The organism is Bacillus cereus, assembly GCF_002567495.1.
Lineage (GTDB): Bacteria > Bacillota > Bacilli > Bacillales > Bacillaceae_G > Bacillus_A > Bacillus_A cereus_AQ.
Genome location: NZ_NVAP01000027.1, coordinates 144090 through 168252 on the forward strand (window position 1 = coordinate 144090; position 24163 = coordinate 168252).

Here is a 24163-nt window from a genome sequence, read left to right on the forward strand (position 1 = left end):
TTTTATTCCTCCTTCATGACATGTTTCACATTTTGAATCCAAATTTCTTTATACTTTAACTGGAATCCCATGAGCATATAGTTGCTCATATTATCGATAACAAGCGCTAGTGTATGAGCATTTTCTTCCGTTGCATGTTGTGACACGACGCCAAGTTCAACACCCAGCTTCAATAAATCGTGGAACCCATTTAAGAAATCTTCTTGTATTTCAAATAAACGTTTCTGATACTTTTCATTTCGTGCCGCAGTTACGATAAATTCATTGATAACGCGTAGTATTCTTTCTTGTCCTTCATACTCAGACAACATATGTAAACCATCTGCGATTAATTTTTCTGCAAAATTTTCTTTCGTATATTGCTCTTTATCGAAGTAACTCACGAAATGATACCCTGAAAAAATTTCTTCAAATAAAAAATCAACTAACACTTCTTTAGAAGAAAAATGATAGTAAATAGCCGGTTTTGAAATACCTACCTCTTTCGCAATCATGGAAAGGCTCATCTTCTCAATACCGTGTTCTGCCATTAATTTAAATGATGCCTCAACAATATTCTGCGATGTTTGTAAATTCTTTGTCATACTGTACCTCACTTATTTTTACTTACCGGTCGGTAAGTAGATTATAAAATGAAACGAAATGATTTGCAAGTTAGTTAGCGCTCCAGAAGGGATTTATTAGTAATTAAGAAAATATAAAGTAACAGCAACATATAACAATAAGGAGGATTTCCATATGGGACTTGGCGGTAAAGGTGGTAGCGGTGGCACTGGCGGCGGTGAAGCTGGACAAGCTGGTAAGAGTGGATTTCCATTAATCACTGTACTTTTAATCGTATTGATTATAATTGGAGTTAGCTTCTAAGAAAAGGCCTCCTACATTACACATGTAGGAGGCCTTCTTTTTAATCCCTATTCAGCAAGCGCATACGATAACAATTCATCGTCACTTCACCCAGTCTTTGCAGTAGTTGATAATTCGCATATGCGCCGACTGGGGCACCGATTATTGGTACGAGCTGAAGCATTTTTGCTAAATCGATATAGTCTCGGTATTCTGTTTGGAACTTTTCCCAGTCCATATGATTTTCTTTTTCTGTATCCCACGTTTCAACCACATTCCATATTTCTTTTCGGTGATCGTCACTTGAAAAGGCGAGTTGGAAAACGTGAAGGATAAACAGGCGCTCTTCTTTGTTACTCGTATCAAATCCGTACAATGTTGCTGCATCGAATAAAAATTTAATTTTAATGCCGAGTAAAAGCGGAAAGTCGGCAAGGCCAAGGAGAATACCGCCAGCTCCCGTCCCTGCTCCTTCTGCCGCTGCTATTTTTTTGTACTCATCCATTTTTTTACGTACTTCATCGTCACGTCTTTGCAGTGACCATGTTGTTTCTTTGAGCTTCGGCTTTATAAAGTTTGATCCAGCGCTGATCGTTTGTACCATCATCCGAATCGTTTCTGTTAGCACCTTTTGTACTTTCGCCGGAATAAGCTGTTGTACTTTCGTCTGCACTTTTTTTGAGAACCGTGTCATCATAGAAGAATCTTTCATGAATGTAGCTTTCCACTGCTCCAATTCTTTTATAACTTTCTCTTCGTATGTAATCATAGGTTCATTCCTTTCAATTTAAACGCTCAATGCGTTTCGCCCCGTATTGGTAAACGAAACCGATACTAAATAATATGCTTACGACAAGTAAAATTCCTGTCATCATGAAATCTTTCGTTGCTAGTGCAAATATAACTGTAAAGATTACGCTCCCGATGATTAGAATTGCATTTAATAAAGTAAGAAAATCTTTTTTCTTTTCATCTACCTTTACTGGATACAAATCAAGCCAAATCTTCATGCGGTGATGCTTCCATAAAGTTAAGAGCTGATAGCCGATTAAGTATAGGAAGATAAAGCTTACGATAAATCGTCCATATAAAAACGGAATGAAGTAAAGAATAACTCCGCCAAGAGCGAGCAGGCGCACATATAAACCGAAATAGTTGCCAGATCGTAAAAACGTTCTCGTATATAAGTATAAATAGGTACGCTTTTCACCGATCATTGACAGAATGAAATCAAGCCATTTCTTGCGGGATACTCTTTCTTTTAATGCTGGTACGTCAACGAACATGTTCGCGATGCGGTACAGTAGCATCATTTTCTTACCTTCTTCAGAAATTAAATACTCCCAGTTTAGCGGCTTCCCCTTCACCATTTGATGCAGTACTACGAGGTATAACACCATGAGAAGGACGGTTCCGCCAATAAACATAACGGAAGTACGTTCTACAAGGAAGTACACAAATACGCCGTTTAAAATAAAACGAATAAACCAATCAGCTCTTTGTATATTTTGGTCTGTTAAAAATGATTTTTCCCACGCAACGAATAAGTTCCACGCTTTTACAATGACAAACGCGAGTACAATCCATATGTAGCCAGCACCTGTTTGCTTCATTTGCTGGAAGTATAACGGAGCAAGCGCAGCTGCTACGATTGCGATTATGTATAACTGAATCATAAATGTAAAAAGAAATGCCTTTGTAAAGTAAGGTTTTAACTTTTCTTCAACTGGCAGTAAGTATACGAGATCCGCTTCTTTTAATAACGTTTGAATGGATCCGGCCGTTAATACGAGACCGAGTAACACTGCCATAACGAGCGCTGTCGGAAACGAAGATGTTAACGTTTGTAACCATTGCTGGTAATAATACGCCCCTGCGCCGATGATAAATACGAAAATAAATTTCAAATGATCATTAAATACGTATTTACTATATGTACGAACTTCTTTTAGAAAGTGACGAAATCGTTCTTTCCATAATGCTGTGCTATTCATAATCTTCTTCCTTCGTTAATGCAATATAAATATCATCTAGCGTTGCACCTGGCATATTAAACTGTGATTGCAGTTCAGATAATGTTCCCATCGCTCTTACTTCACCTTGATGCAAAATAATGAACGAATCACAATAACGCTCTGCCGTTGCTAAAATATGTGTACTCATTAAAATACCTGCACCACTCTTTTTCATTTGATCCATCATTTGAAGAAGCGATTGAATCGCTAATGGATCTAATCCAACGAAAGGTTCGTCTACTATGTAAAGAGATGGTTCAACTAAAAATGCGCTCATAATCATTACTTTTTGTTTCATCCCCTTTGAGAAATGAGATGGAAACCATTTTAAACGATTTTTCATGCGAAATTCATGTAATAGTTGTCCTACACGTTCTTCATATTGTTTTTCATCAACGCCGTACGCCATAGCTGTTAACTTCAAATGCTCTTCTAACGTTAATTCATCATATAATACCGGCGTTTCTGGAATGAATGAAAAGCTAGAACGGTACGCTGTCATATCATCACGAATTGTTTTCCCATTAATTGTGACAGTTCCTTTTTTCGGTTCCATTAAACCGATAATATGTTTAATCGTCGTACTTTTACCAGCCCCATTTAAACCGATTAAGCCGACAAGTTCGCCTTTATTAACAGAGAACGAAACGTCTTTTAATACAGGTCGTTTCGTATATCCTCCTGTAACATTTTCTACACGCAATAACTCGCTCATACGACACCACTTTCTTCATTAGTATTCATTCTATATTCATCTTACCAAAAATCATGGTGTACTACATAGTATCCATGTCCTCAAAAAAAAATTTAAATTTATGAGCATATATTTTCCCGAAAGCGGACATCATAATTATTGAAGAAGGAAACATTGAAAAAGCAACCACCAATTGATGAGTACAACAACATAGTGAAGTCATCATGAAATGGGGTGTCCATGTTGGACAATGAAATTTACACATAACCAGATTATTTGTTTCATTTTCGAAACGGGGTGTCTCCGAAAGAGCATATACTGTTTTAAAAAATAAACAATTTCATTTTAAAAAAGATTGCAATTCATTTCACTTGAAAATGGGGTGTCTACGGCAGAAACTTTAGCCGATTTACCGTGCATTTCTTAAATAAATGAGGTGTCTGCGAAACGTAAATTACGATAATGCTTTTTCAATCCCTCTTCAGAAAACAGGAAGCTGAGTCAGCTTCCTGTTTTTCGTGTTTGTTCTCTTATGTAATTATGGTAAAATACGGCTAAGGCTATTTGAAAGGATGAGATCGATGAATCATACAGCAGACAATTGTATTTTTTGTAAAATCATTGACGGGCAAATCCCTTGCTCAAAAGTATACGAAGATGAACATGTGCTTGCATTTTTAGATATTAGTCAAGTAACAAAAGGACATACCCTTGTTATTCCAAAAGTTCACAAACAAGACATTTTTGCGTTAACGCCAGAAATCGCATCACACATTTTTTCTGTCGTTCCAAAAATCGCAAATGCGATTAAAGCAGAGTTTAATCCAGTTGGCTTTAACCTACTTAACAATAACGGTGAAAAAGCTGGACAAACTGTGTTCCACTTCCACCTTCATTTAATTCCACGCTACGGTGAAAAAGATGGTTTCGGTGCTGTTTGGAAATCACACCAAAATGAATACACTATGGAAAATTTACAAAACATCGCAAGTACAATTGCAAATAGTGTGAAATAATGACACTATAAGAAAGCGTAATACATAACAATCCGCTTCCCTGAAGTCGTCGGATTTTGCATGGCTTGTTTCTTCACTTAAAATGCTCAGGGATGATTGTTTGTGCATAGCATATATAAGAAAGATATGCATACTTTTTCACATCATGAATACGAACAAAAAATAAGGAGGTCTCCTTTTATGTCAAAAGCTAAATCCTTTATTACAGGTGTTATTTGCGGCGGGGCAGTTGCTGGACTAGCCGTTCTTTTCTCAACTCCTTCTTCTGGTAAAGACATGCGCGGCAAGTTAAAAGAAAAAGGAAATGATATTAAAAAGACTTTAGCTGATATTACAGCTGATACGAAATTATTAAAGCGTCAAATCGTTGAAACTGCTTCAGAAGGTAAAGAAGTGTTTCAAGAATTAAAAGACGACATGCAAGACACGCTTTCTAACTGGAAGCAAGATATCTCTCAAAACAAGCGCCATATTGAGAAAGAAATTTTGGACATCCAAAAGTCAATTGAGAAACTACAAGAAGCTGTTCCAGAAAAAGCGTAAACAAATTCCTGCTTAGTTTTTTGCATATAACAAATATTTTTTATATAAATTGACCTTAACACGGCATATCGCATAGATATGCCGTGTTTTTATGCATTTACAATATATGTTATCACTTAACATGTATGGACAACGCATGTATTCACGACTCATAAAACGCTTCCATAGTTATGCATGATTTGTATAGAATGTCATTTTTCCGAAAAATTTTCACAATTCTCACAAAAAGACTTTATTAATTTTTATTTTACTGGCATAATAGATAGTAATGAAAAAAGAATGTTAAAGTGGGTGAGTAAATGAAAAGTGGAGAAAAAGATTACTCGGTAAAAGAAGCGATGATTTTCAGCCAACGCATTGCTCAATTATCGAAAGCGCTATGGAAATGTGTAGAGAAAGATTGGCAAATGTGGATTAAACCTTACGATTTAAATATTAATGAACATCATATTTTAACAATCGCTTATCATTTAAAAGGGGCTTCTATTTCTGAGATTGCTAAGTTTGGAGTTATGCACGTATCAACGGCGTTTAACTTCTCTAAAAAGCTTGAAGAACGCGGCTATCTTGTATTCTCAAAAAAAGAAGATGATAAACGAAATACGTACATTGAAATTACAGAAAAAGGGGAAGAATTACTACTTCGCTTAATGGAGGAGTATGATCCTGAAAGTAACTCAGTGTTTAATGGGGCTCTTGCACTTCGTAACTTTTATGGGAAGTTCCCAGAAAATATCGAACTAATCGCAATCCTACGTAATATTTACGGACAAGACTTCATCGATATTTTTGAGAAATCATTAGAAGATATTGAAGAGAACTTTACAGAATCCGATCAAAAGTTAGTTAAAAAATAATCTATTTATTTTTTCGCAATCATGCTTAAGAATTCATTCATAAGCGGATTAAATAAACCTTGTTTTGCTAGCGCTTCCGCAGTTTCGTTTACTTCGAGCTGATGTGGAAGCGCTTTTTCAAATTGATTTAATAGTGCATCGAACAAAAGAAGCCCTTCTGCTTTCTCCACTACATATTGCTCGTTCAGTTTTTCACAAAGTTTTAGTATACGTTCAATATCTTTTTTACGAGCTTTTTTCTTTATGATCAAAGAATAAAATGGACACTTCTCTTCATCAATCATTTTAAATAGTAGGTCTACGTAGTATTCAGCTTGTTCTAATCTTCTAACAACGTCCATTTTCTCCCTCACTTTCTAACACAAAGTCTTCTATTTCTGAATTTTGTAACACGAACAAAATATCGTGTGATACAATATATATATGTATTTTAGCCAAAAGGAGGTCTCGCCTCATGACACTTATAACAGTTGTTTTTGTCGCATTCGCACTTCTTGTTATATTTTACACGAATTTCATGACACATACACTGTGTGAACGAAAACAAATAGCTGCGAGCCGCCAACCCAGTGTCTTTCGGGTTATTAATGTATGTATAACAATTTTATTAATTTCTAGTTATATAGAAATTATATTTCATGGAAAGTGAGGAAGGAAAGCCCCTTCCTCACTTTTTTCCTCTATAAGCAAATTATACCTACTATAACCAATAAAATAAACAGTACAAGTAATAAAATAAGTTGAGAATTCATCCCCATCCCCTCCTCTATTCTGTATATGCGACATACGCCCAATATGGCACACTTTCAAAATCTGACACATGCTGGTTAATTTTTCTTTATCAATATGAAAACGGTTCGAAATATGATATATTAAATTTTGTACATATTGCTTATACTATAGAACAAAACATTCATCAAAACTTTATCCTCAGCCTCGGTAAGCCCTGTTAAGCGCGCTTTACCAATATAAAAAGCAAAAGTATCAGTGAGACTTAATCGGGCTCTTATGAACTTAAGTTCATTGGTGTAGGATAAATTAAAAATACATAATAGTAGGAGTGTTTATCGAATGAAGAAAGCTATGCTTGCCTTAGCCGCAACAAGTGTAATCGCATTATCAGCATGTGGAACATCATCATCAGACAAAATCGTTACATCTAAAGCTGGTGACATTACAAAAGACGATTTCTACAATGAAATGAAGCAAAAAGCTGGTAGCCAAGTCTTACAAGGTATGGTTATGGAGAAAGTACTTATCAAAAACTACAAAGTAGATGACAAAGAAGTAGACAAGAAGTTCGATGAAACGAAAAAACAAGTTGGTGATCAATTCGATACACTGTTAAAACAACAAGGTATGAAAGAAGAAACATTTAAAAATATGTTACGTGCTCAATTAGCTCAAGAAAAAGCAATTGAAAAAACAATCACTGATAAAGAATTAAAAGACAACTACAAACCTGAAATTAAAGCAAGCCACATTCTTGTAAAAGATGAAGCTACTGCGAAAAAGGTTAAAGAAGAACTTGGACAAGGTAAATCTTTCGAAGAGTTAGCGAAACAATACTCTGAAGATACTGGCTCAAAAGAAAAAGGTGGAGACTTAGGATTCTTCGAACATGGTAAAATGGTTAAAGAATTCGAAGATGCTGCTTATAAACTGAAAAAAGATGAAGTAAGCGAACCTGTAAAAACACAATTCGGTTACCACATCATTAAAGTTACAGACATTAAAGAGCCAGAAAAATCATTCGAACAATCTAAAGCAGACATCAAAAAAGAACTAATTGCGAAGAAAGCACAAGATGGCGCATTCATGAACGATCTTATGATGAAAGAAATCAAAAAAGCTGACGTAAAAGTTGATGATAAAGATTTAAAAGATCTTTTCGACGAGAAGAAAGCTGATGCTAAGAAAGACGAAAAGAAATAATGAAGAGCTCGGGCTTAGCCCGAGCTTTTTTGTGTACCCTCTTCTCTTTCGGCAAATGAAATTATATGATTACTTCTCCGATTCTACAGGAAGGATAACGTCTTTTTCGTTTTATGGATAGTGTAAAATCTTAGTTCACGAAAGTTTATTTTGTCATTTATTTAACTAAAACCACCTTTTATGCATTTCACTTAAAAACATTTCTGTGATTCTAAATCCTGAACTTTCCCCTATAATAGAGTCAATCCCACAATGCGGACAAATTGCTGTGTTATCATCATCCCACCACTCTGTAATTTTTTCTGGATGGAAAATTTCTAAACAATAGAAACAACCACATATAACATCCTTTTCTAAGTGCTTTCTATTACGAGAACAAAAACGATGTGCTTCCTCAAAATATTTTTCCATCAGTATCCCCCTATCCCTGATTTTCTTCTATGCTCTACTTAGATTCTCCCCCGGCAAAATTACAATTGTTTCTTAAAGAAAAACAAAAAACCCTCGATTCACGCAGCGTGGAACCGAGGGTTTATCTCATCATTATTGATTAAATTAAAAAAATATGTTAAATTAGTACAGAAACACGTTTTCGTAAATCCGAACAACGTATTTATCCGTATCTTAATTGTACAACAAAATCTTTCTTCAGTCAACCTCTATTTTTCACTTTTAAAGGAGTGCTTACGTATGAATAAAAAACTTGATTTAGAGCAAAAAAGATTGGATACCGTAATCGAAACGATTACGCAGCAAATTGATAAACTGGAAAACGAAACTGGCAGACGCCGGGCAGAAGTAATCAATATTCGTAAACATTTCTGGGATGACGTGAAAGTGAATACTGATACTTTCGATGATTATCTTGAAACAGTTATCAACTTAAGACAACAAGCTCAGTCACTAGCTGTCACACAAATTACCCATAAGCACACCTTTAATCGACTTGCCGCATTAAGACGCATGCATAAAGCACCTTACTTTGGGCGAATTGATTTCAAAGAAGAAGGAGAATCTGCTGCCGATCAAATTTATATCGGCGTAGCTACACTTACTGATGCAAGCGGAGAAAACTTTCTTATATATGACTGGCGCGCCCCCATTTCGAGTGTGTACTACGATTATCCACCAGGGCCAGCTGAATACAGTACACCAGGTGGCGTAATCCACGGTAATGTGGAGAAAAAATTACAATACATTATTCAAAATGGCGAGATTGATTCTATGTTCGATACGAGTCTCACAATTGGTGATGAAATCCTGCAACAAGCGCTCGGAAAAGGTACGAACAAACATATGCAAAGCATCGTTGCTACAATTCAGCGCGAGCAAAATGAAATTATCCGTCACGATGAAGGCCGACTCCTTATCGTGCAAGGAGCTGCTGGTAGTGGTAAAACGTCAGCTGCCTTGCAGCGAATCGCCTACTTATTATATAAATATCGCGAATGGCTAAAAGCGGATCAAATTATTCTCTTCTCCCCTAACTCTATGTTCAATAGCTACGTTTCTAACGTACTACCTGAACTCGGTGAAGAAAATATGCAACAAGTAACATTCCAAGAATATTTAAACCATAGACTAAGTAAGTCCTTTGATGTGGAAGATCCTTATGAGCAATTAGAATATATGCTAACTGAAACGAATAGCCCTACCTATAAAACGAGAAATGCGAGCATCCGATTTAAAGCATCCACTCAATTTTTCGAGATGATTAGAGCGTACAGACAATCTCTTGAATCGTCTGGCATGCTATTTAGAGGAATGAAATTTAGAGGAAAGTTAATTGTTTCTGCTAAAGAAATTACAGAGCAATTTTACAACACTGACTCCTCCCTCCGTTTCCATAATCGAATTGAAAAGTTAACAGATTGGCTAAACAAACAAATAGATGCAATTGAAAAAGCGGAACTGAAAAAGCCTTGGGTAGAAGAAGAAATTGAATTACTTAGTAAAGATGAATACCAAAAGGCTTATAAATATTTACAGAAAAAAGGCGAGTTTGACGATAACTCCTTTCATGATTTTAAGAAAGAAACGAAAGTACTTGGACGTATGATTGTCCGTAAAAAATTGAAGCCACTTCGTAAAGGCGTTCAAACATTACGTTTCATCAATTTCACAGGCATCTATAAACAGCTCTTCACAGATGCATCATGGGTTACTGGAGAAAAACCGAAAGAATGGGATGACATTTGCTCATTAACAGTAAACATGCTTGATGAAGGAAAGCTATATTACGAGGATGCGACTCCATTTTTACTTTTAAAAGAATTAATTGAAGGCTTCCAAACGAATAGATCGATTAAACACGTACTCGTAGACGAAGCACAAGATTACTCGCCGTTTCAATTTGAATTTTTAAAACGTCTCTTCCCTGCTGCAAGAATGACTGTACTCGGAGACTTTAACCAAGCGATATTTGCCCATGCGAGTGAAGCAGTGAATTTCAATACACTTACTAGCTTATACGGACCAGATGAAACGAACGGCATCAATTTAACTCGTAGCTATCGCTCAACAAAACCGATCATTGAATTTACACGTGCTCTCGTACCGGAAGGCAACAACATTCACGCATTTGAACGTGACGGTGAGAAACCTACAGTGACTAAGGTATCAAATCACAACGAACTGCACGAGCATATTACTTCCAAAATTGCTGAATTACAAAAACAAAATCACAATACGATCGCAATTATATGTAAATCCGCTGCCGAAAGTGCCGCTGCCTATGAGGCACTTAGTAGCATTGAAGGTATTAAACTTGTGAAGAGCACCTCTGCTGAATACGAGCAAGGCGTTGTTATTATCCCTGCTTATTTAGCGAAGGGCATTGAGTTTGATGCGGTTATTATTTACGATGCTTCTAAAGATGTGTACAGTGATGAAAGCATACGTAGACTGTTCTACACTGCTTGTACGCGAGCGATGCATGAATTACAACTTTATAGCGTTGGCGAGGTTAGTCCTTTTGTTCTTGGGGCTGATTCGGATAGTTTTGAACTTATAACGAAAACACCTTGATGATCATCAAGGTGTTTTTCTCATTCTAAACGGCATATCTTTACGTCGATATACACTTAACACGATTCCCATTATAAATGCATGAAATAAAGTTGGTATCAACCCGTAGCTAATAAAAGGTAATGATATAGAAGTACGCGGTAATAATCCTAAAATCATGCCAACGTTACAAATAAAATGGATTACAAAAAGAGTCACTCCGCCAACGAGAAGCAATTTACCATAACCATCATTTATTTTATAAGCTATGTTCATTATTCTTACTGCAAAAAGAGAAAGAATAATGACAAGAACTAGTGCAAGTACATATCCATAATAGTAAGTCAAACTCGCGAATACAAAATCAGTATGGGCAGCACGGATAGACTTTATATTTCCATATGTACCAAACCAACCTGCTGAAGACATCGCCTCTTGTAAACGTAAATCCCATTGATCATGCGCTGGGTTTATAAATCCTAAAATTCTAGCTATCCGGTATTCTTTTACGGCAGACCAGGAAAAGAGATCCCTAATAATAAAGAGAAAAATTGGTAACATTGTAATGAGCCATGCCGTTTTCTTTCCTAATTTACTCCACCAAAGCATAACGAATACCATTGTAATGTAGATGAAAAGTGGTACAAGAGTTGATGTAGTTGAAAATAGATATAAAGAAAATACGTACAACATGAGAAGGTGTATAAACTTTAATCTACTGTTATTAAAAAATGAAGCCCATGCTAGAAAAAAGAATGGTATCGTCATTAAACAGTCAATTCTGATGGGGCCCATTTTTATTATTGCTTCCCCAATCACATAACCAGTCGGAAAACATTTTGTCATTAACAAGATAAGTACACCGATTGTATAAAACAGCCACCCGAGCCTCTCTAACTTCCGATAATCAAGTAGCATGATCCCAACAGCTGTTGCAATGCCGAGAATAACAAATATCACCTTATTTATTAATAAGTCAGCATGTCCAAAAGTTATAACTGGCAAAAATCCTAGCCCCATCGCAGCCACTAATAAACCAATTAAGAACCAATCAACCTTTGGCTTATGCAGTTTGTTCAGTTCCCGGCCAAGTTTAATCGGACTCCCCATTTGATCAACAGCCTTATCTTCAGCAACTTCCTCACTTAACCCTTTTTCTATCCACATATTCTTCGCCTGTTTTAAGTGAAAATTTAGTTCAGTTGCTACAAAGCTCTTTGCTTCTTTTGATTTAATATGGTTCGTAACTTCCTTTAAAAAACGCTCCCCTTTTTTATTCAACTTTGCCTCACTCCTGTACTAATCCTTTGAATATAAATCGCGCCTTCGTAGCATTCTTCTCTGCCTTTCGCAGCATCTTGTTTCCTTTATCATTTAATTGATAATATTTAGCTCCCGCGTGGTCCCAGCTAGATTGGATAAAGTGATTCTGCTCTAGGCGATGTAATACAGTGTATAGAGACCCTTCATTGCCTTCGAATTTGTGAATCCCTCTCCCCCTCAGTAACTGCATCAATTCATAACCTGTTTTTTCATTCATCAGAAGTTGCAACACTGCTAAAAGGATATCTTCTTCCTTTTCGGACGATTGATTGATTTTTTCACGCACCCGCTTTCGATGCTGATCAGAAAAACTCAAATGTTTAAAAGTTGTGTTCTCCACTGATTTTCGCAAGCCTTTTAATCGATCTTCCATTTGATTATTCCTCCAATCCTTTCTTCAAAAGTTCCTTCGCTTTTTTCAGTCTTGTTTTTATTGTGTTTTCCTTCACTTCTATTACCGTAGCAATTTCTTTAATTGATAATTCTTCATAATAAAATAGATAAATCACTTCTCGATATTTTATCGGTAAGTTCATTACTGCAGCAGCCAGCCTACTATCCTCTGCATTTTGAATAACAGTTTGTTCCACACTTTCTTTTTGACTCCCCATATATGTAAAGTCATCCTCTGTCACGATTACCTTTTTGTTATACCAACTTTTTATATAGTCCTTACAATGATTGATTGCAATTCTCCATAACCATGTTTTTAAGTTCGAATTTCCTTTATATGTATGAAGAGATTTATAGCATTTCACAAATATATCTTGCGTTAAATCCTCCGCAACCTCTTTATTATTTACATATGAATACACAAGCTCCAGGACTTCTTGTCCATACTTGTTCATTATTTCGTCGATAAGGTCCTCCTTATCTTCTATTTCAAACACTTCTATCGTTAATTCATCCACATCATTTCCTCCTTCCCATATATTAGACGACACAACCTATGGAAAAGTTTTATACATTCGTAAAGAAATATATTTCAGGTCATAATCGTTGCTAGTTCTCAATTGTTACTTTTTAGTTCGTATAGAACTTTAAAGTGTCTACTTTTATTTTTATTTCGTATTGGTAATATTAATTTATAACGAAAGGGAGTGACTCGATTATGGCAGAAAAATTCACAGTAAAAGTAGAAGATTCTTTAGAAAACGGGTTCTTTGCACCTGCCCATTATTCAAAAATGTTTGGCGTTGAAGGTGGCGAAGAAGTTTCACCTAAAATTACTTGGAGCGGTGTTCCAGCAGGAACTAAAAGTTTTGTTTTAACTATTTTTGATCCAGATGCACCAACAGAATCAGGATTCTGGCACTGGGCGATTAAAGATATTCCAGGAAACATCTCATCATTAGAAGCAGATGCCGGTAACCCAAAAAGTGGTTTAATGCCAAAAGCAGTTATTCCAATGCCTAACGATACTCGTTTAACACAATATGTTGGTCCAGCACCAGTTAAAGGTGACGCCCCACATAACTATCACTTTATTTTAACAGCTCTCGATGTTGAAACATTGGATATTCCATTAGAATCAACACCAGCTTTCATGGACTTCAGCATGATTGAACATACATTAGGTAAAGCTAAGTTCATCGTTAAAGGGCAACAACTATAAAAACTACTGATTATGGTCGCTAACTATCCTATTACAATTATAAATGTAAAAAACTAACTAACCCGATAATTGGAAGGATTTTAGTAGTAAATAACATAGAAAAACCAATCAAGTTTTAACAACTGAAAAAGTATCAAACGTAGACAAACCTAATCAAATCGCTAGGTTTGTCTTTTTTAATGGCTGTTTTCGTACATATTGTTGCTTTTAACGCAAAAACGAAGAAGGGCTCTTTCCCCCTCTTCGTTCCTACTTCCTCATCGAACTTCCTACGACCTTACCTGATGGTTCGTCCACGAGTCTATTTATATCACCTAGCAACTCTCGCTGTTGCTCACTTCAGCATGGGGAGCATGTGTGGTTTTAGGTTTGCGGGGTTGTGTAGGGATCATTCAAAGCTTGTTGGACTCAGAATCCCTTTCTTTACTCTTGATAATTGTTGAACCGTTTTTCTTATTAGGAGGCATCTTATACGGACTTCTTGCTTTTCTTTATACCTCCAATAATAAGAAAAGGATAAAGTGAAAGTTTTATAAACACTAACTCTTGATTTTATCAATTACAACTCCCTTTTTAAAATAATATTTTTTTGGGAAATCATTCCCTCAGCAAATTACATATAATAAACCAAATAGTCATTACACTACATTCACCTAAAGAGCGTCTTCCTCCCAATGCGCTCTTTTATTTTGCAATAAGGATTTTTACCTTCGTTTTCTATAGTCAAGATTCCCCTCACCGCTAAATGAAAAAGAGAACTCATTTCACCGAGTCCTCCTTCTTCCTAATACTCACTTAAAGAATCTAATATCTCATGGCTATACAAAGAGGGGTTCATAATATCAAAACCGATAAATTCTTCATACTTCTTATCCGAAAAATAAAATACGATATTATGAAATAACACTTTTTGCAAATGGGTATCCTGAGAAAGTCTAAATGAGTATATGTATTTATTATCACTTGACGTTTTCTTTATATATATTTTACTCCTATTTGTTAATTCTTTTAATTTATTAGCATTTTCTCCAAAAAACTCAATCCCCACTATACGATCAAATTGATCTACATCTACATTCAATTTTGGATTTTCTTCCAATTCTTCAGTTGATTCAATCTCAATTTCTGAAGTGAATGGAATTACATACAGATATGCCATCTGAATTTCAGAATCATACGTAATTAATTTTTTCATGATACACCTCATATTGATATCTTATTTTTTGTATGAAACCTCTCTTAACAAGCTAAATATTAGGTTTTTTGGTTATAAAATACAAGTATATTCTATACATAACGCACAAAAAAACCACCTAAAGGCTCCCCTTCAGGTGGTTTTCTATTTTACGCTAATGCAGCTGCCTGTTCTTGTTGATCTACAGGAATGACAGCATCTGTTAATGCTTTTTCTAGTTCAGCTGTATATTTCATTTGTTCTTCTTTGCTCCAGCCTAGTTTCGCAGCCATGTAGTTGATTACTGCTTCTTTCCACTCGTATACCCAGTGGATGTTGAAGAATACAGCACCTCTGCGACGTACGAAGAAGTCAACTGGTTTTGCTGTCATTTCGTAATCCATTGCGTATACAAGTGGGATTAGAACGTCAAGCGGCATGTTGTATTCTTTCGCTTCGTCTTTATGTTTTTTCGCTAAATCGAATAGTACGTCAACGTTAGAGCCGTAGAATTTCGCAAACTCTTCTGCTTGTGCTGTCGTTAAACCGTATTTCGTACCTTCGCCTGCTTTTTTCGCAACGAATGCTGGGAATCCGTGTGAACCATCTACATGTCCACCAGAGATTGGCATATGTTTCGTATCGCTCTTCTGATATGCACTATGACCTTCTTTTTGTAGTAAGTTCGTTACGTAGTCTACTACCATTTCAGCCATTTTACGGTATCCTGTTAATTTACCACCTGCGATTGTAATTAAGCCAGATTCAGAAGTCCAAATTTCATCTTTACGAGAAATTTCAGATGCGTTTTTACCTTCTTCGTAAATTAGCGGACGTACACCAGCCCAGCTTGATTCCACATCTTTTTCTGTAATTTTCACACTTGGGAACATGTAGTTAATCGCATTAATGATGTATGTGCGATCTTCTGTTGTCATGTGTGGTACAGCTGCATCTTTATCATAGAACGTATCTGTTGTACCTACGTATGTTTTTCCGCCGCGAGGAATCGCGAACACCATACGTTTATCTGGTGTGTCGAAGTAAATTGCTTGCCCGAGTGGGAAACGTTTTTGATCAATTACTAAATGCACACCTTTTGATAATTGAAGTACTTTCCCTTTTTTCGAGTTATCTTTTTCACGAAGTGTATCTACCCAAGGACCAGCAGCGTTGACAATTTTCTTACCGTAAACTTCGTACACTTCTCCGTCTAGTAAATCGATTACACGTACACCGCATACTTTTCCATCTTTATATAAGAAACTGTCTACTTTTGCGTAGTTAACAGCTTTCGCACCATGCTCAATTGCTTCTTTCATTACTTCAATTGTAAGACGCGCATCGTCTGTACGATATTCTACGTAGTAACCGCCGCCTTTTAACCCTTCTTTTTTTACAAGAGGCTCTTTGTTTAGCGTTTCTTCACGGTTAAACATCTTTCTGCGCTCGCTTCGTTTTACACCTGCTAAGAAGTCGTATACACGAAGACCAATTGATGTACTGAATGATCCGAACGTACCGCCTGTATGGAACGGAAGTAACATCCACTCTGGTGTTGTTACATGGGGACCGTTCTCATATACGATCGCACGCTCTTTACCCACCTCTGCTACCATTTTCACTTCAAGTTGTTTTAAATAACGTAGACCACCGTGTACAAGCTTCGTTGAACGACTTGATGTACCTGCTGCAAAGTCCTGCATTTCAAACACAATTGTTGATAACCCGCGTGTTGCTCCATCTAATGCAATACCAGAACCAGTAATACCTCCACCAATTACGATCACATCTAACTCTTGTTTATTTACTCCGTTTAATACGTCTTTACGTTGTTTACTTGAAAATTTCATGGTAATTCCTCCCTTTGATAACGAAAAAAGAGACCACAAACTCCGCTATAGATTTCGCCTCTATAGCGCGTTGTGGTCTCTCCAAATCTCCTACCGAATTATTAACTTGTCATCATTATAACACTGTTTATGATTATTTGAAAGCTTTTGTTGCTTCAATTGCTTTTTTCCATCCAGCATATAGCTCTTCGCTTGTTTCCGCTTCCATCGTTGGTTCAAAGCGTTTGTCCATATGCCACTGCGCTTTAATTTCATCTTGGTTTTTCCAATATCCAACCGCAAGACCAGCTAAGTATGCTGCACCTAAAGCTGTCGTTTCATTGATCACTGGACGCTCTACAGGAACATCTAAAATATCACTTTGGAACTTCATTAAGAAGTTATTCTTAACTGCTCCGCCATCAACGCGTAATGTGTTCAGTTCAATACCTGAATCTGCTTCCATTGCACATAATACATCTTTCGTTTGGTATGCTAAAGATTCTAGCGTTGCACGAATGAAGTGCTCTTTCGTCGTACCGCGTGTTACACCAAACATAGCGCCGCGTACTTCACTATCCCAGTAAGGTGTTCCTAGTCCAACGAATGCTGGTACAACGTATACACCGTCAGTTGATTCAACGCGAGAAGCGTACACTTCACTCTCACTTGCATCTTTAAACATGCGCATTCCGTCACGTAACCATTGAATTGCAGAACCTGCTACGAAAATACTTCCTTCTAATGCGTAGTTTACTTTACCATCTAAGCCCCATGCAATTGTTGTTAATAGGCCGTGCTCAGAAGCTACTGCTTTTTCACCTGTGTTCATTAACATGAAGCAACCAGTTCCGTAAGTGTTCTTCGCCATACCTTCGCCGAAACAAGCTTGTCCAAATAATGCTGCTTGTTGATCACCAGCTACACCTGCAATCGGTACATTTTGACCGAAGAAGTGATAATCAATTGTTTCTCCGTAAATTTCAGATGATGGACGTACTTCTGGAAGCATGCTCTTCGGTACTGTTAACATTTCTAGAAGCTCATCATCCCACTGTAAGTCGTGAATGTTAAACATTAATGTACGTGATGCGTTTGAGTAATCTGTTACGTGTGCTTTACCACCAGATAGTTTCCATACAAGCCACGAATCAATTGTTCCGAATAATAGATCGCCGTTTTCTGCTTTTTCTCTTGCACCTTCAACGTTATCTAAAATCCATTTTACTTTCGTACCAGAGAAGTATGCGTCAATTAAAAGACCTGTTTTTTCGCGAACCATTTCGCTATAACCTTTTTCTTTTAACTCATCACAAATTTCAGCTGTTTGGCGAGATTGCCATACGATTGCGTTATAAATTGGTTTGCTAGTTGTTTTATCCCATACAACCGTTGTTTCACGTTGGTTCGTAATACCGATACCAGCGATTTGTTCTGGTTTTACATCTGCTTCGCTTAAGCAAGTTGCGATAACTGCTAAAATAGATCCCCAAATTTCTTGTGCGTTATGCTCTACCCAACCTGGCTTCGGAAAATGTTGTGTAAACTCTTTTTGAGCTGAATGAACAATTTCACCTTTTTTATTGAATAAAATTGCGCGTGAGCTTGTTGTTCCTTGGTCTAATGAAAGAATATATTTTTTCATATCGGTTTCCCCCTTATGCTACTTTTCTACTATTTGTATTGCTTCCGCTTTTTTTACTTGTCATATAAGAGATTGCTAGTACAATCACAGTTGCGATAATCACATAAATAAGTGCTGAATTTTGTTTTCCTTCAAATACAACTTGATGGAATAAACCTGCAAGTGATCCACCTAAAATTGGACCAACTACTGGAATCCATGCATACTTCCAGTTTGAACCGCCTTTTCCTGCAATCGGAAGGAAGAAATGTGCGATACGCGGACCTAAATCACGTGCTGGGTTAATTGCGTATCCTGTTGTCCCACCTAATGATAAACCAATACTTACAATTAAGAAACCTACGATAAATGGATTTAATCCATCTGCAAATTTATTTGCACCAATTGCTAATATACCAAATACTAAAACGAATGTTCCAATCATTTCACTTAAAAGGTTTGCAAATGTGTTCGGAATTGCTGGACCTGTAGCAAATACGCCTAACTTTGTTCCTGGATCTTCTGTTTCTTTCCAGTGTGGTAAGTAATGTAAATATACGATAACTGCCCCGATAATTGCCCCAATCATTTGTGCTGCGATATAACCTGGTACGTCACTCCATGGGAACGCTCCCTTAAACGCTAGTCCTATCGTTAAAGCTGGATTCAAATGTGCCCCACTAATTGATCCAACCGCATACGCTGCAACCGCTACTGCTAAGCCCCAGCCCATTGTAATAACAATCCAACCTGAATCTTTCGCAAACGATTTCTTTAAACTTACACCAGCACAAACGCCGCCTCCAAGTACGATTAACAACGCAGTCCCTATTAACTCTCCTAAAAATGCTGACATAGTATCCCTCCACAATCAATTTAAACGCTTTCAAATGTGATAGAGGTAAAATGAATGGCCATTCGTTTTTGTCAAAAGAAAAAGACCCACAGCTTTGCACGCTTCTATATAAATTTATATAGAAACAATGAAATGTGGATCTCTACTTTTCTCCGTCACGTTTATTAACTTGTCTATAATGTTAACCGCAAATGAAAGCGGTGTCAACGGAAATATTCACATTTTCGTCACTTTTTTTGGTAATGTTTCCATAATTCACGTTTAGACGTCGTAATTGCTGTCGCACCAGCATTTAACGCTTTCTCCACATCATCAACTGTACGAATAAAACCACCTGCCAAAATCGGTACACCTGTACGCTCTTTCATCTCAGTAATCACATCCGTTAACGCACCAGGAAGCACCTCAATATAATCTGGCTTCGTCTTTTCTAAAAGATTACAACTCTTCTCCATTGCACTAGAATCAATTAAAAAGATGCGCTGTATTGCTACAACACCCTTTTGCTTCGCCTTCATAATAACGCTCGCCTTTGTCGAAAGTAACCCGTACGGTCTAAACTCCTGGCATAAATATTCCGTCGCATGCCCGTCACTCTGCAAACCATGAATTAAATCCACATGTAAAAACACCTTTTTACAATATTGCTTCGCAAGTGATATAACACTCTTCAATTGACCGACATGAATATCTAAAATAACGATATATTCATACGAACTATGTAATAGCTTTTCCAAATCTTTAATTTGCCTCACTGCCGGCAAAATCTTCTGTTCATGAAATTCCATTCTATATGACCCCTTCTTTATATCATCCTATCCTTTATAGTACACAATTTAAGTAAAAAGAACAGCAAGTGTTGGGGATTTCTTTCAATTTATTCATGCAAACAAAAAACGCCATCGCTTCCTATACTTTTATAGAAAGAATAGCGCGTATCCCCATTTTTATTCATTTTCTTTCGGACTATATGAAAACCCAGGATATTTCACAACAGGCCACTTCTCTTTACGTAGGGAATCCATTACTTGCGGCCCAACATGTATATTACTTTCTACTATTTCTTTAGGAGTCAATGCCATCCATTGATTTAACGATACATCTTCAAAACGATTGCTTCTGAACATCTCTAAAAACCATAATGTTTCATCACCTGTATTTTGAATATAATGCCCCGTCGCAAACGGTACGTATCCGACATCGCCAGCTCGATAATCAAATGTACGAGCGGTACCATTTCCAAGAAACACCGTCATTCTCGCTTGCCCAGTCAAATAATATTGCCATTCATCATTATTCGGGTGCCAATGAAGTTCTCTCATTCCACCAGGCTCAACCTCAACGAGCGCTGCTGCGATTGTTTTGGAAATAGGGAAATTTGTAGAATCTACAATTCGGACACTACCACCGGGAGTCTTAATCGGATTTTGTTTTAATAGTTCATGTTTAAACGTTAAAGGTACTTCTCCTTCTGGTGACTGCACTTCCTGACTCTCAAGCGAACCCGGTACCTCCCCCTGATACATATACACTTGATCTGAAGGAATGGAGTGAAACGCACTTTCCGGCACTCCGAAGTTAGCCGATAGCACTTCTTTCGGTGTATGCGCAAACCAATCAGAAATAGCTAAAGTAGATAAATCAGAAAAATGTCCATCATCGAAAACGAGCAGAAATTCACAATGCTCCAACCCTTGAATGGAATGCGGAATACCAGGCGGAAAATACCAAAGATCACCCGGACCAACATCAGCAATAAAATTCCGTCCATTTTGATCAACAGCCGTTATGCGTGCCCGTCCTAAAAGCATATACGCCCATTCCGCTTCTTTATGCCAATGAAGTTCTCGTACTCCGCCAGCCGTTAAACTCATATTTACCCCAGCAATCGTAGTCGAAACCGGCAGTTCCCTTACAGTAATCTCCCGAGACCACCCACCTTGTTTCAAAATCATAGAAGTGTCCGAGAATGAAAACTTCAAGTTAGGAACTAACCCCGCATCAGTTATAGGCGGAACGAGCATATTCGGATTTTGAATATCCCGCATGACATTACGCGGTCCAGAATCGATCGCACCTGCTCCATCGCTACGGATTGGCTGTGGTATACTTCCTCCCGCTTCATTAACAATACGTTTTTTCATCATTACGCTCCTTTTTCATCGGATTGTTAGGAAAAAAAACCTCTATCCTAGTGTATGAATTGGGGTTTGGATGATTACATTTGAATCGTGAAAAAGATCCGTCTACTATTGTTTTTTGTCAGTTAATCGGTATTCCTCTCCGAATCGCTACTATATTTGAAGTTACGATAGATATATTCGAAAAATCATTGATGTAAATTTCATTTACTATGCTGCTCCCCCATGCCCATCAACCTAAGAAAACAGGTCACCCCCAAAACGATAAATAAGTTTTTTCGTTTTGGGGGTGTAATAAAACTTTAGCTTGATGATGATGTGCGAGAATCCTGCTATCCCTCAATATAACGCTAATGAGGTAATCACATTTTTACATTGTAATTCATTCTTTTTTGCTCATAAAACATTGTCTCAGTTTTCTTGTCTTATTTATTTTCTAAAATGTATAATTGCGTTTTATATGTATAAATTACTTTTAATATCTTTATGATAACTAATGGTTCTAATCTTACTTTATATTTAAGTTTAAATCATTAACTTCAGCAAGTTTCTTCTTGCGTAAATAAATCATCGCAAATACAAAAGCAATACCTGATGCCACCGTAATAGCAATAAGAGCCACTCCAACATTATCTCCTGCGCTAACATGACCCGTAACTTCCTCTGGATCGATACCTATATCTTGTAATTTACCACTGAAATTTATCACGAAGTGACCGATAATTGGTATTAATAAATTGTTTGTTCTTAAATACACAGCCGCGAAAAGGAAGCCCAATGCTGTTGCATAAACAAGCTGTAATAAAGTTGCATCTAAAGGTGCGCCAGCAAGTAAGTTTAAAGCATGCACTGATGAGAAGAGTAAACTTGACCATATAACAGCTAACAAAATACCGTTCTTTTTCTGGCTCCAAGCTTTTAACAATCCATTTAATAGAAGCCCACGTAATAGAATCTCTTCATATGAAACTGCAGCAAGTGTAGATACTACCGCTATTAGATAAGCCTGCATACTTGCTTTCATTAAAGTGTCAAATTCAACACTTAGTAAATTTAGTACAACATAACTTAATCCTGGAAGCAATAAAAGAAGACCTAATCCAATTCGACTCAACATATTTCCAAATTTCAGTTTGAACACTGTCACATTAACTAACAACATAATTACAATTAGAACAGTACGAGCTACTAATTGCGATATATTACCATCAGTAAATATAGCCCCGAAAACTGAATCTACTACGATTGTAAGTGCCATAATTACTACAAAAAAGCTAAGTATTACACCAGCTGGTGACTTTTCAAATAATTTTTTCATTAAATATCCTCCATTTAAAACAATTAGATTTAATAAATGTCTAACCTCTCTCTTTCAATCAGCATATGGATACAGCTTACAGACATTGATATTACAGTAATTTGGTAATAAAAAGGTGACAGTATGCGGAACGATACTCTTTCCAGCACTACATATGATACAATTTCTATATCTTCACTGGAAAATCGTGTTTATTTCAAATCAATGCTTAATCACAATTTATTTCGCCATCTTTTTTATACAATGGCTGTAATACAGTAGACTCAGAATCAGCCTTATAGATGTATTTACATTGTGTTTGTCTCTCAGAATCTTAAACGCATCCATTGAGTCATCAACTTCATTCGTTTCTTCTATTACTTAAAATCTTTGATTTTTCTTGCTGCATTAGTTTCTCCTTCTTAATATATTTATATTAGATTACGAACCGAACGGTTCGGTTCGGAATCTAATAATACTATAAGTTTCTAGTTTTTCAAACCCTTTTACGAATTATTTGTAAGATAAATATATTGATAATAAAATATATTTGTATCTCAGTTGCTTATTTACAATCAAATTCCAGTAATTATTAATGATTAACCGTTTATAGAATGGAGTGAAAGTGGGAATAGCTCCCCCCTTTAGCTAAACATATTAATAAAAATTAGATATAATAGTTATATGTTCATACATTAAAATTAACGATATTTTTATTTCTTCTATAATTTTAGGTAAAATTAGTTGTATAATATGACTGCATTAACCAATTGGTCATTTTATTATTGACAGAAAATTCGTTCAGATGATATAGAATATATAATTTAATGAACCTCAAACTGTATTGTTTTAAGTTCCTATAAGATAGGGATTGATATGATATTTTTGCTTCAAACTTATTTATACTTACAATAAAACTTGTAGAAAAATCATAGTAAAAATCACCTTAAATATTAAGTTCGTTTTATTAGGAGGACCACAAAGCACGACTAAAGTTGATAAGGTAAAAGAAAAGATTATTGAAACATCTTTATATTTATTTAATACTAATGGGATCACTTGTACATCCATTCAGGATATAATGACAGCTACGGAACTATCTAAAGGAGCTATTTATCGTAGATTCAAAAATAAAGAAGAAATTGTCCTTGCTGCCTACGACAAAAGTGGTGAGATTATGTGGGGGCATTTTCATAAAGCAATGGAAAATAAAAAGACAGCATTCGATAAAATCCTTGCAATTTTCCTTATATACAAAGATGCAGCTAATAATCCTCCTATTGCTGGAGGCTGTCCATTGCTTAATAGCGCAATTGAAAGTACTGGAGTATTTCCAGAATTACAAAAAGCAGCAGCAAAAGGCTATGATGATACAGTAATGTTAATGGC

25 protein-coding genes are annotated in these 24163 nt (G+C 36.4%); 9 read left to right on the forward strand and 16 right to left on the reverse strand.

Annotated features, from left to right (window positions below; all coding sequences use genetic code 11):
• Window positions 1-2: 2 nt before the first annotated feature.
• Window positions 3-584, reverse strand: coding sequence for a TetR/AcrR family transcriptional regulator (locus tag COK05_RS13430; protein WP_098612951.1), 582 nt, complete (start codon window positions 582-584; stop codon window positions 3-5).
• 154 nt (window positions 585-738) lie between these two features.
• Between COK05_RS13430 and yjcZ the strand changes: the two genes are divergently transcribed.
• Entirely contained in the window at window positions 739-867 is a 129-nt protein-coding gene (gene yjcZ / locus COK05_RS13435; protein WP_098612952.1) for a sporulation protein YjcZ, read from the forward strand.
• Window positions 868-907: 40 nt separating this feature from the next.
• Here yjcZ and ecsC read toward each other — a convergent pair whose 3' ends face one another.
• The 3 genes from ecsC to ecsA are packed head-to-tail and all read right to left on the reverse strand — an operon-like array spanning window position 908 to window position 3576.
• Complete coding sequence (ecsC, locus tag COK05_RS13440; RefSeq protein WP_098612953.1) at window positions 908-1615, reverse strand: ecs operon protein EcsC; 708 nt, start codon at window positions 1613-1615, stop codon at window positions 908-910.
• A 13-nt stretch (window positions 1616-1628) separates the two neighbouring features.
• A complete protein-coding gene (ecsB, locus tag COK05_RS13445) occupies window positions 1629-2840 on the reverse strand; it encodes an ABC transporter permease EcsB (protein ID WP_098612954.1) in 1212 nt (403 codons plus the stop codon).
• Window positions 2833-3576 (reverse strand): ABC transporter ATP-binding protein EcsA, encoded by a 744-nt coding sequence (gene ecsA, locus COK05_RS13450; protein WP_098612955.1) that lies wholly within the window; start codon window positions 3574-3576, stop codon window positions 2833-2835. Before ecsA ends, ecsB begins: the two co-directional genes overlap by 8 nt.
• 560 nt (window positions 3577-4136) lie before the next feature.
• On the opposite strand from ecsA, the gene COK05_RS13460 reads away from it, so the two are divergent.
• From COK05_RS13460 to COK05_RS13470, 3 genes are all read left to right on the forward strand, one after another.
• Window positions 4137-4571 (forward strand): HIT family protein, encoded by a 435-nt coding sequence (locus tag COK05_RS13460; RefSeq protein ID WP_001016835.1) that lies wholly within the window; start codon window positions 4137-4139, stop codon window positions 4569-4571.
• Window positions 4572-4751: 180 nt separating this feature from the next.
• Window positions 4752-5114 carry a YtxH domain-containing protein gene (locus tag COK05_RS13465; RefSeq protein ID WP_000030302.1) on the forward strand — a complete coding sequence of 121 codons (363 nt, stop codon included), beginning with the start codon at window positions 4752-4754 and terminating at the stop codon, window positions 5112-5114.
• A 299-nt stretch (window positions 5115-5413) separates the two neighbouring features.
• Window positions 5414-5971, forward strand: coding sequence for an HTH-type transcriptional regulator Hpr (locus COK05_RS13470; RefSeq protein WP_098612956.1), 558 nt, complete (start codon window positions 5414-5416; stop codon window positions 5969-5971).
• A 5-nt stretch (window positions 5972-5976) separates the two neighbouring features.
• Here COK05_RS13470 and COK05_RS13475 read toward each other — a convergent pair whose 3' ends face one another.
• Window positions 5977-6312, reverse strand: a complete 336-nt coding sequence (locus tag COK05_RS13475; protein WP_098612957.1) for a DUF1878 family protein — start codon at window positions 6310-6312, stop codon at window positions 5977-5979.
• 113 nt (window positions 6313-6425) lie between these two features.
• On the opposite strand from COK05_RS13475, the gene COK05_RS13480 reads away from it, so the two are divergent.
• The gene (locus tag COK05_RS13480) at window positions 6426-6620 is read left to right on the forward strand and encodes a hypothetical protein (protein ID WP_000172691.1); all 195 of its coding nucleotides are present in this window, start codon (window positions 6426-6428) and stop codon (window positions 6618-6620) included.
• A gap of 422 nt (window positions 6621-7042) precedes the next feature.
• Window positions 7043-7906, forward strand: a complete 864-nt coding sequence (prsA, locus tag COK05_RS13490; protein ID WP_098612959.1) for a peptidylprolyl isomerase PrsA — start codon at window positions 7043-7045, stop codon at window positions 7904-7906.
• Window positions 7907-8071: 165 nt separating this feature from the next.
• Here prsA and COK05_RS13495 read toward each other — a convergent pair whose 3' ends face one another.
• Entirely contained in the window at window positions 8072-8317 is a 246-nt protein-coding gene (locus tag COK05_RS13495; protein WP_098612960.1) for a cytoplasmic protein, read from the reverse strand.
• 279 nt (window positions 8318-8596) lie between these two features.
• Between COK05_RS13495 and helD the strand changes: the two genes are divergently transcribed.
• The gene (gene helD / locus COK05_RS13500) at window positions 8597-10933 is read left to right on the forward strand and encodes an RNA polymerase recycling motor HelD (protein ID WP_098612961.1); all 2337 of its coding nucleotides are present in this window, start codon (window positions 8597-8599) and stop codon (window positions 10931-10933) included.
• 6 nt (window positions 10934-10939) lie between these two features.
• Here the strand turns inward: helD and COK05_RS13505 are convergent, their stop codons facing one another.
• Genes COK05_RS13505 through COK05_RS13515 form a run of 3 tightly spaced genes read right to left on the reverse strand, consistent with a single transcriptional unit; the run spans window position 10940 to window position 13146 of the window.
• Window positions 10940-12193: an FtsW/RodA/SpoVE family cell cycle protein gene (locus COK05_RS13505; protein WP_098612962.1), complete on the reverse strand. Its 1254-nt coding sequence runs from the start codon at window positions 12191-12193 to the stop codon at window positions 10940-10942.
• 7 nt (window positions 12194-12200) lie between these two features.
• Window positions 12201-12608 carry a PadR family transcriptional regulator gene (locus tag COK05_RS13510; protein ID WP_098612963.1) on the reverse strand — a complete coding sequence of 136 codons (408 nt, stop codon included), beginning with the start codon at window positions 12606-12608 and terminating at the stop codon, window positions 12201-12203.
• 4 nt (window positions 12609-12612) lie between these two features.
• On the reverse strand, window positions 12613-13146 hold the full coding sequence (locus tag COK05_RS13515) for a sigma-70 family RNA polymerase sigma factor (RefSeq protein ID WP_098612964.1): 534 nt from the start codon (window positions 13144-13146) through the stop codon (window positions 12613-12615).
• A gap of 200 nt (window positions 13147-13346) precedes the next feature.
• Here COK05_RS13515 and COK05_RS13520 point away from each other — a divergent pair, with 200 nt between their 5' ends.
• Window positions 13347-13850, forward strand: a complete 504-nt coding sequence (locus tag COK05_RS13520) for a YbhB/YbcL family Raf kinase inhibitor-like protein (protein WP_098612965.1) — start codon at window positions 13347-13349, stop codon at window positions 13848-13850.
• 784 nt (window positions 13851-14634) lie between these two features.
• Here COK05_RS13520 and COK05_RS13525 read toward each other — a convergent pair.
• From COK05_RS13525 to COK05_RS13555, 7 genes are all read right to left on the reverse strand, one after another.
• Entirely contained in the window at window positions 14635-15045 is a 411-nt protein-coding gene (locus COK05_RS13525) for a DUF2283 domain-containing protein (RefSeq protein WP_098612966.1), read from the reverse strand.
• Window positions 15046-15194: 149 nt separating this feature from the next.
• The gene (gene glpD / locus COK05_RS13530; protein ID WP_098612967.1) at window positions 15195-16877 is read right to left on the reverse strand and encodes an aerobic glycerol-3-phosphate dehydrogenase; all 1683 of its coding nucleotides are present in this window, start codon (window positions 16875-16877) and stop codon (window positions 15195-15197) included.
• A 133-nt stretch (window positions 16878-17010) separates the two neighbouring features.
• Window positions 17011-18501 carry a glycerol kinase GlpK gene (gene glpK, locus COK05_RS13535; protein ID WP_098612968.1) on the reverse strand — a complete coding sequence of 497 codons (1491 nt, stop codon included), beginning with the start codon at window positions 18499-18501 and terminating at the stop codon, window positions 17011-17013.
• Between the two features lie 13 nt (window positions 18502-18514).
• A complete protein-coding gene (glpF, locus tag COK05_RS13540; protein WP_001272195.1) occupies window positions 18515-19336 on the reverse strand; it encodes a glycerol uptake facilitator protein GlpF in 822 nt (273 codons plus the stop codon).
• A 227-nt stretch (window positions 19337-19563) separates the two neighbouring features.
• Window positions 19564-20124, reverse strand: coding sequence for a glycerol uptake operon antiterminator GlpP (gene glpP / locus COK05_RS13545; RefSeq protein ID WP_098612969.1), 561 nt, complete (start codon window positions 20122-20124; stop codon window positions 19564-19566).
• A 159-nt stretch (window positions 20125-20283) separates the two neighbouring features.
• Window positions 20284-21480, reverse strand: a complete 1197-nt coding sequence (locus COK05_RS13550) for an oxalate decarboxylase family bicupin (RefSeq protein WP_098612970.1) — start codon at window positions 21478-21480, stop codon at window positions 20284-20286.
• 505 nt (window positions 21481-21985) lie between these two features.
• Complete coding sequence (locus COK05_RS13555) at window positions 21986-22795, reverse strand: CPBP family intramembrane glutamic endopeptidase (protein WP_098612971.1); 810 nt, start codon at window positions 22793-22795, stop codon at window positions 21986-21988.
• Window positions 22796-23726: 931 nt separating this feature from the next.
• Between COK05_RS13555 and COK05_RS13560 the strand changes: the two genes are divergently transcribed.
• Window positions 23727-24163: TetR/AcrR family transcriptional regulator (locus tag COK05_RS13560; RefSeq protein WP_098612976.1), on the forward strand; the 437-nt coding region annotated here is incomplete at its 3' end.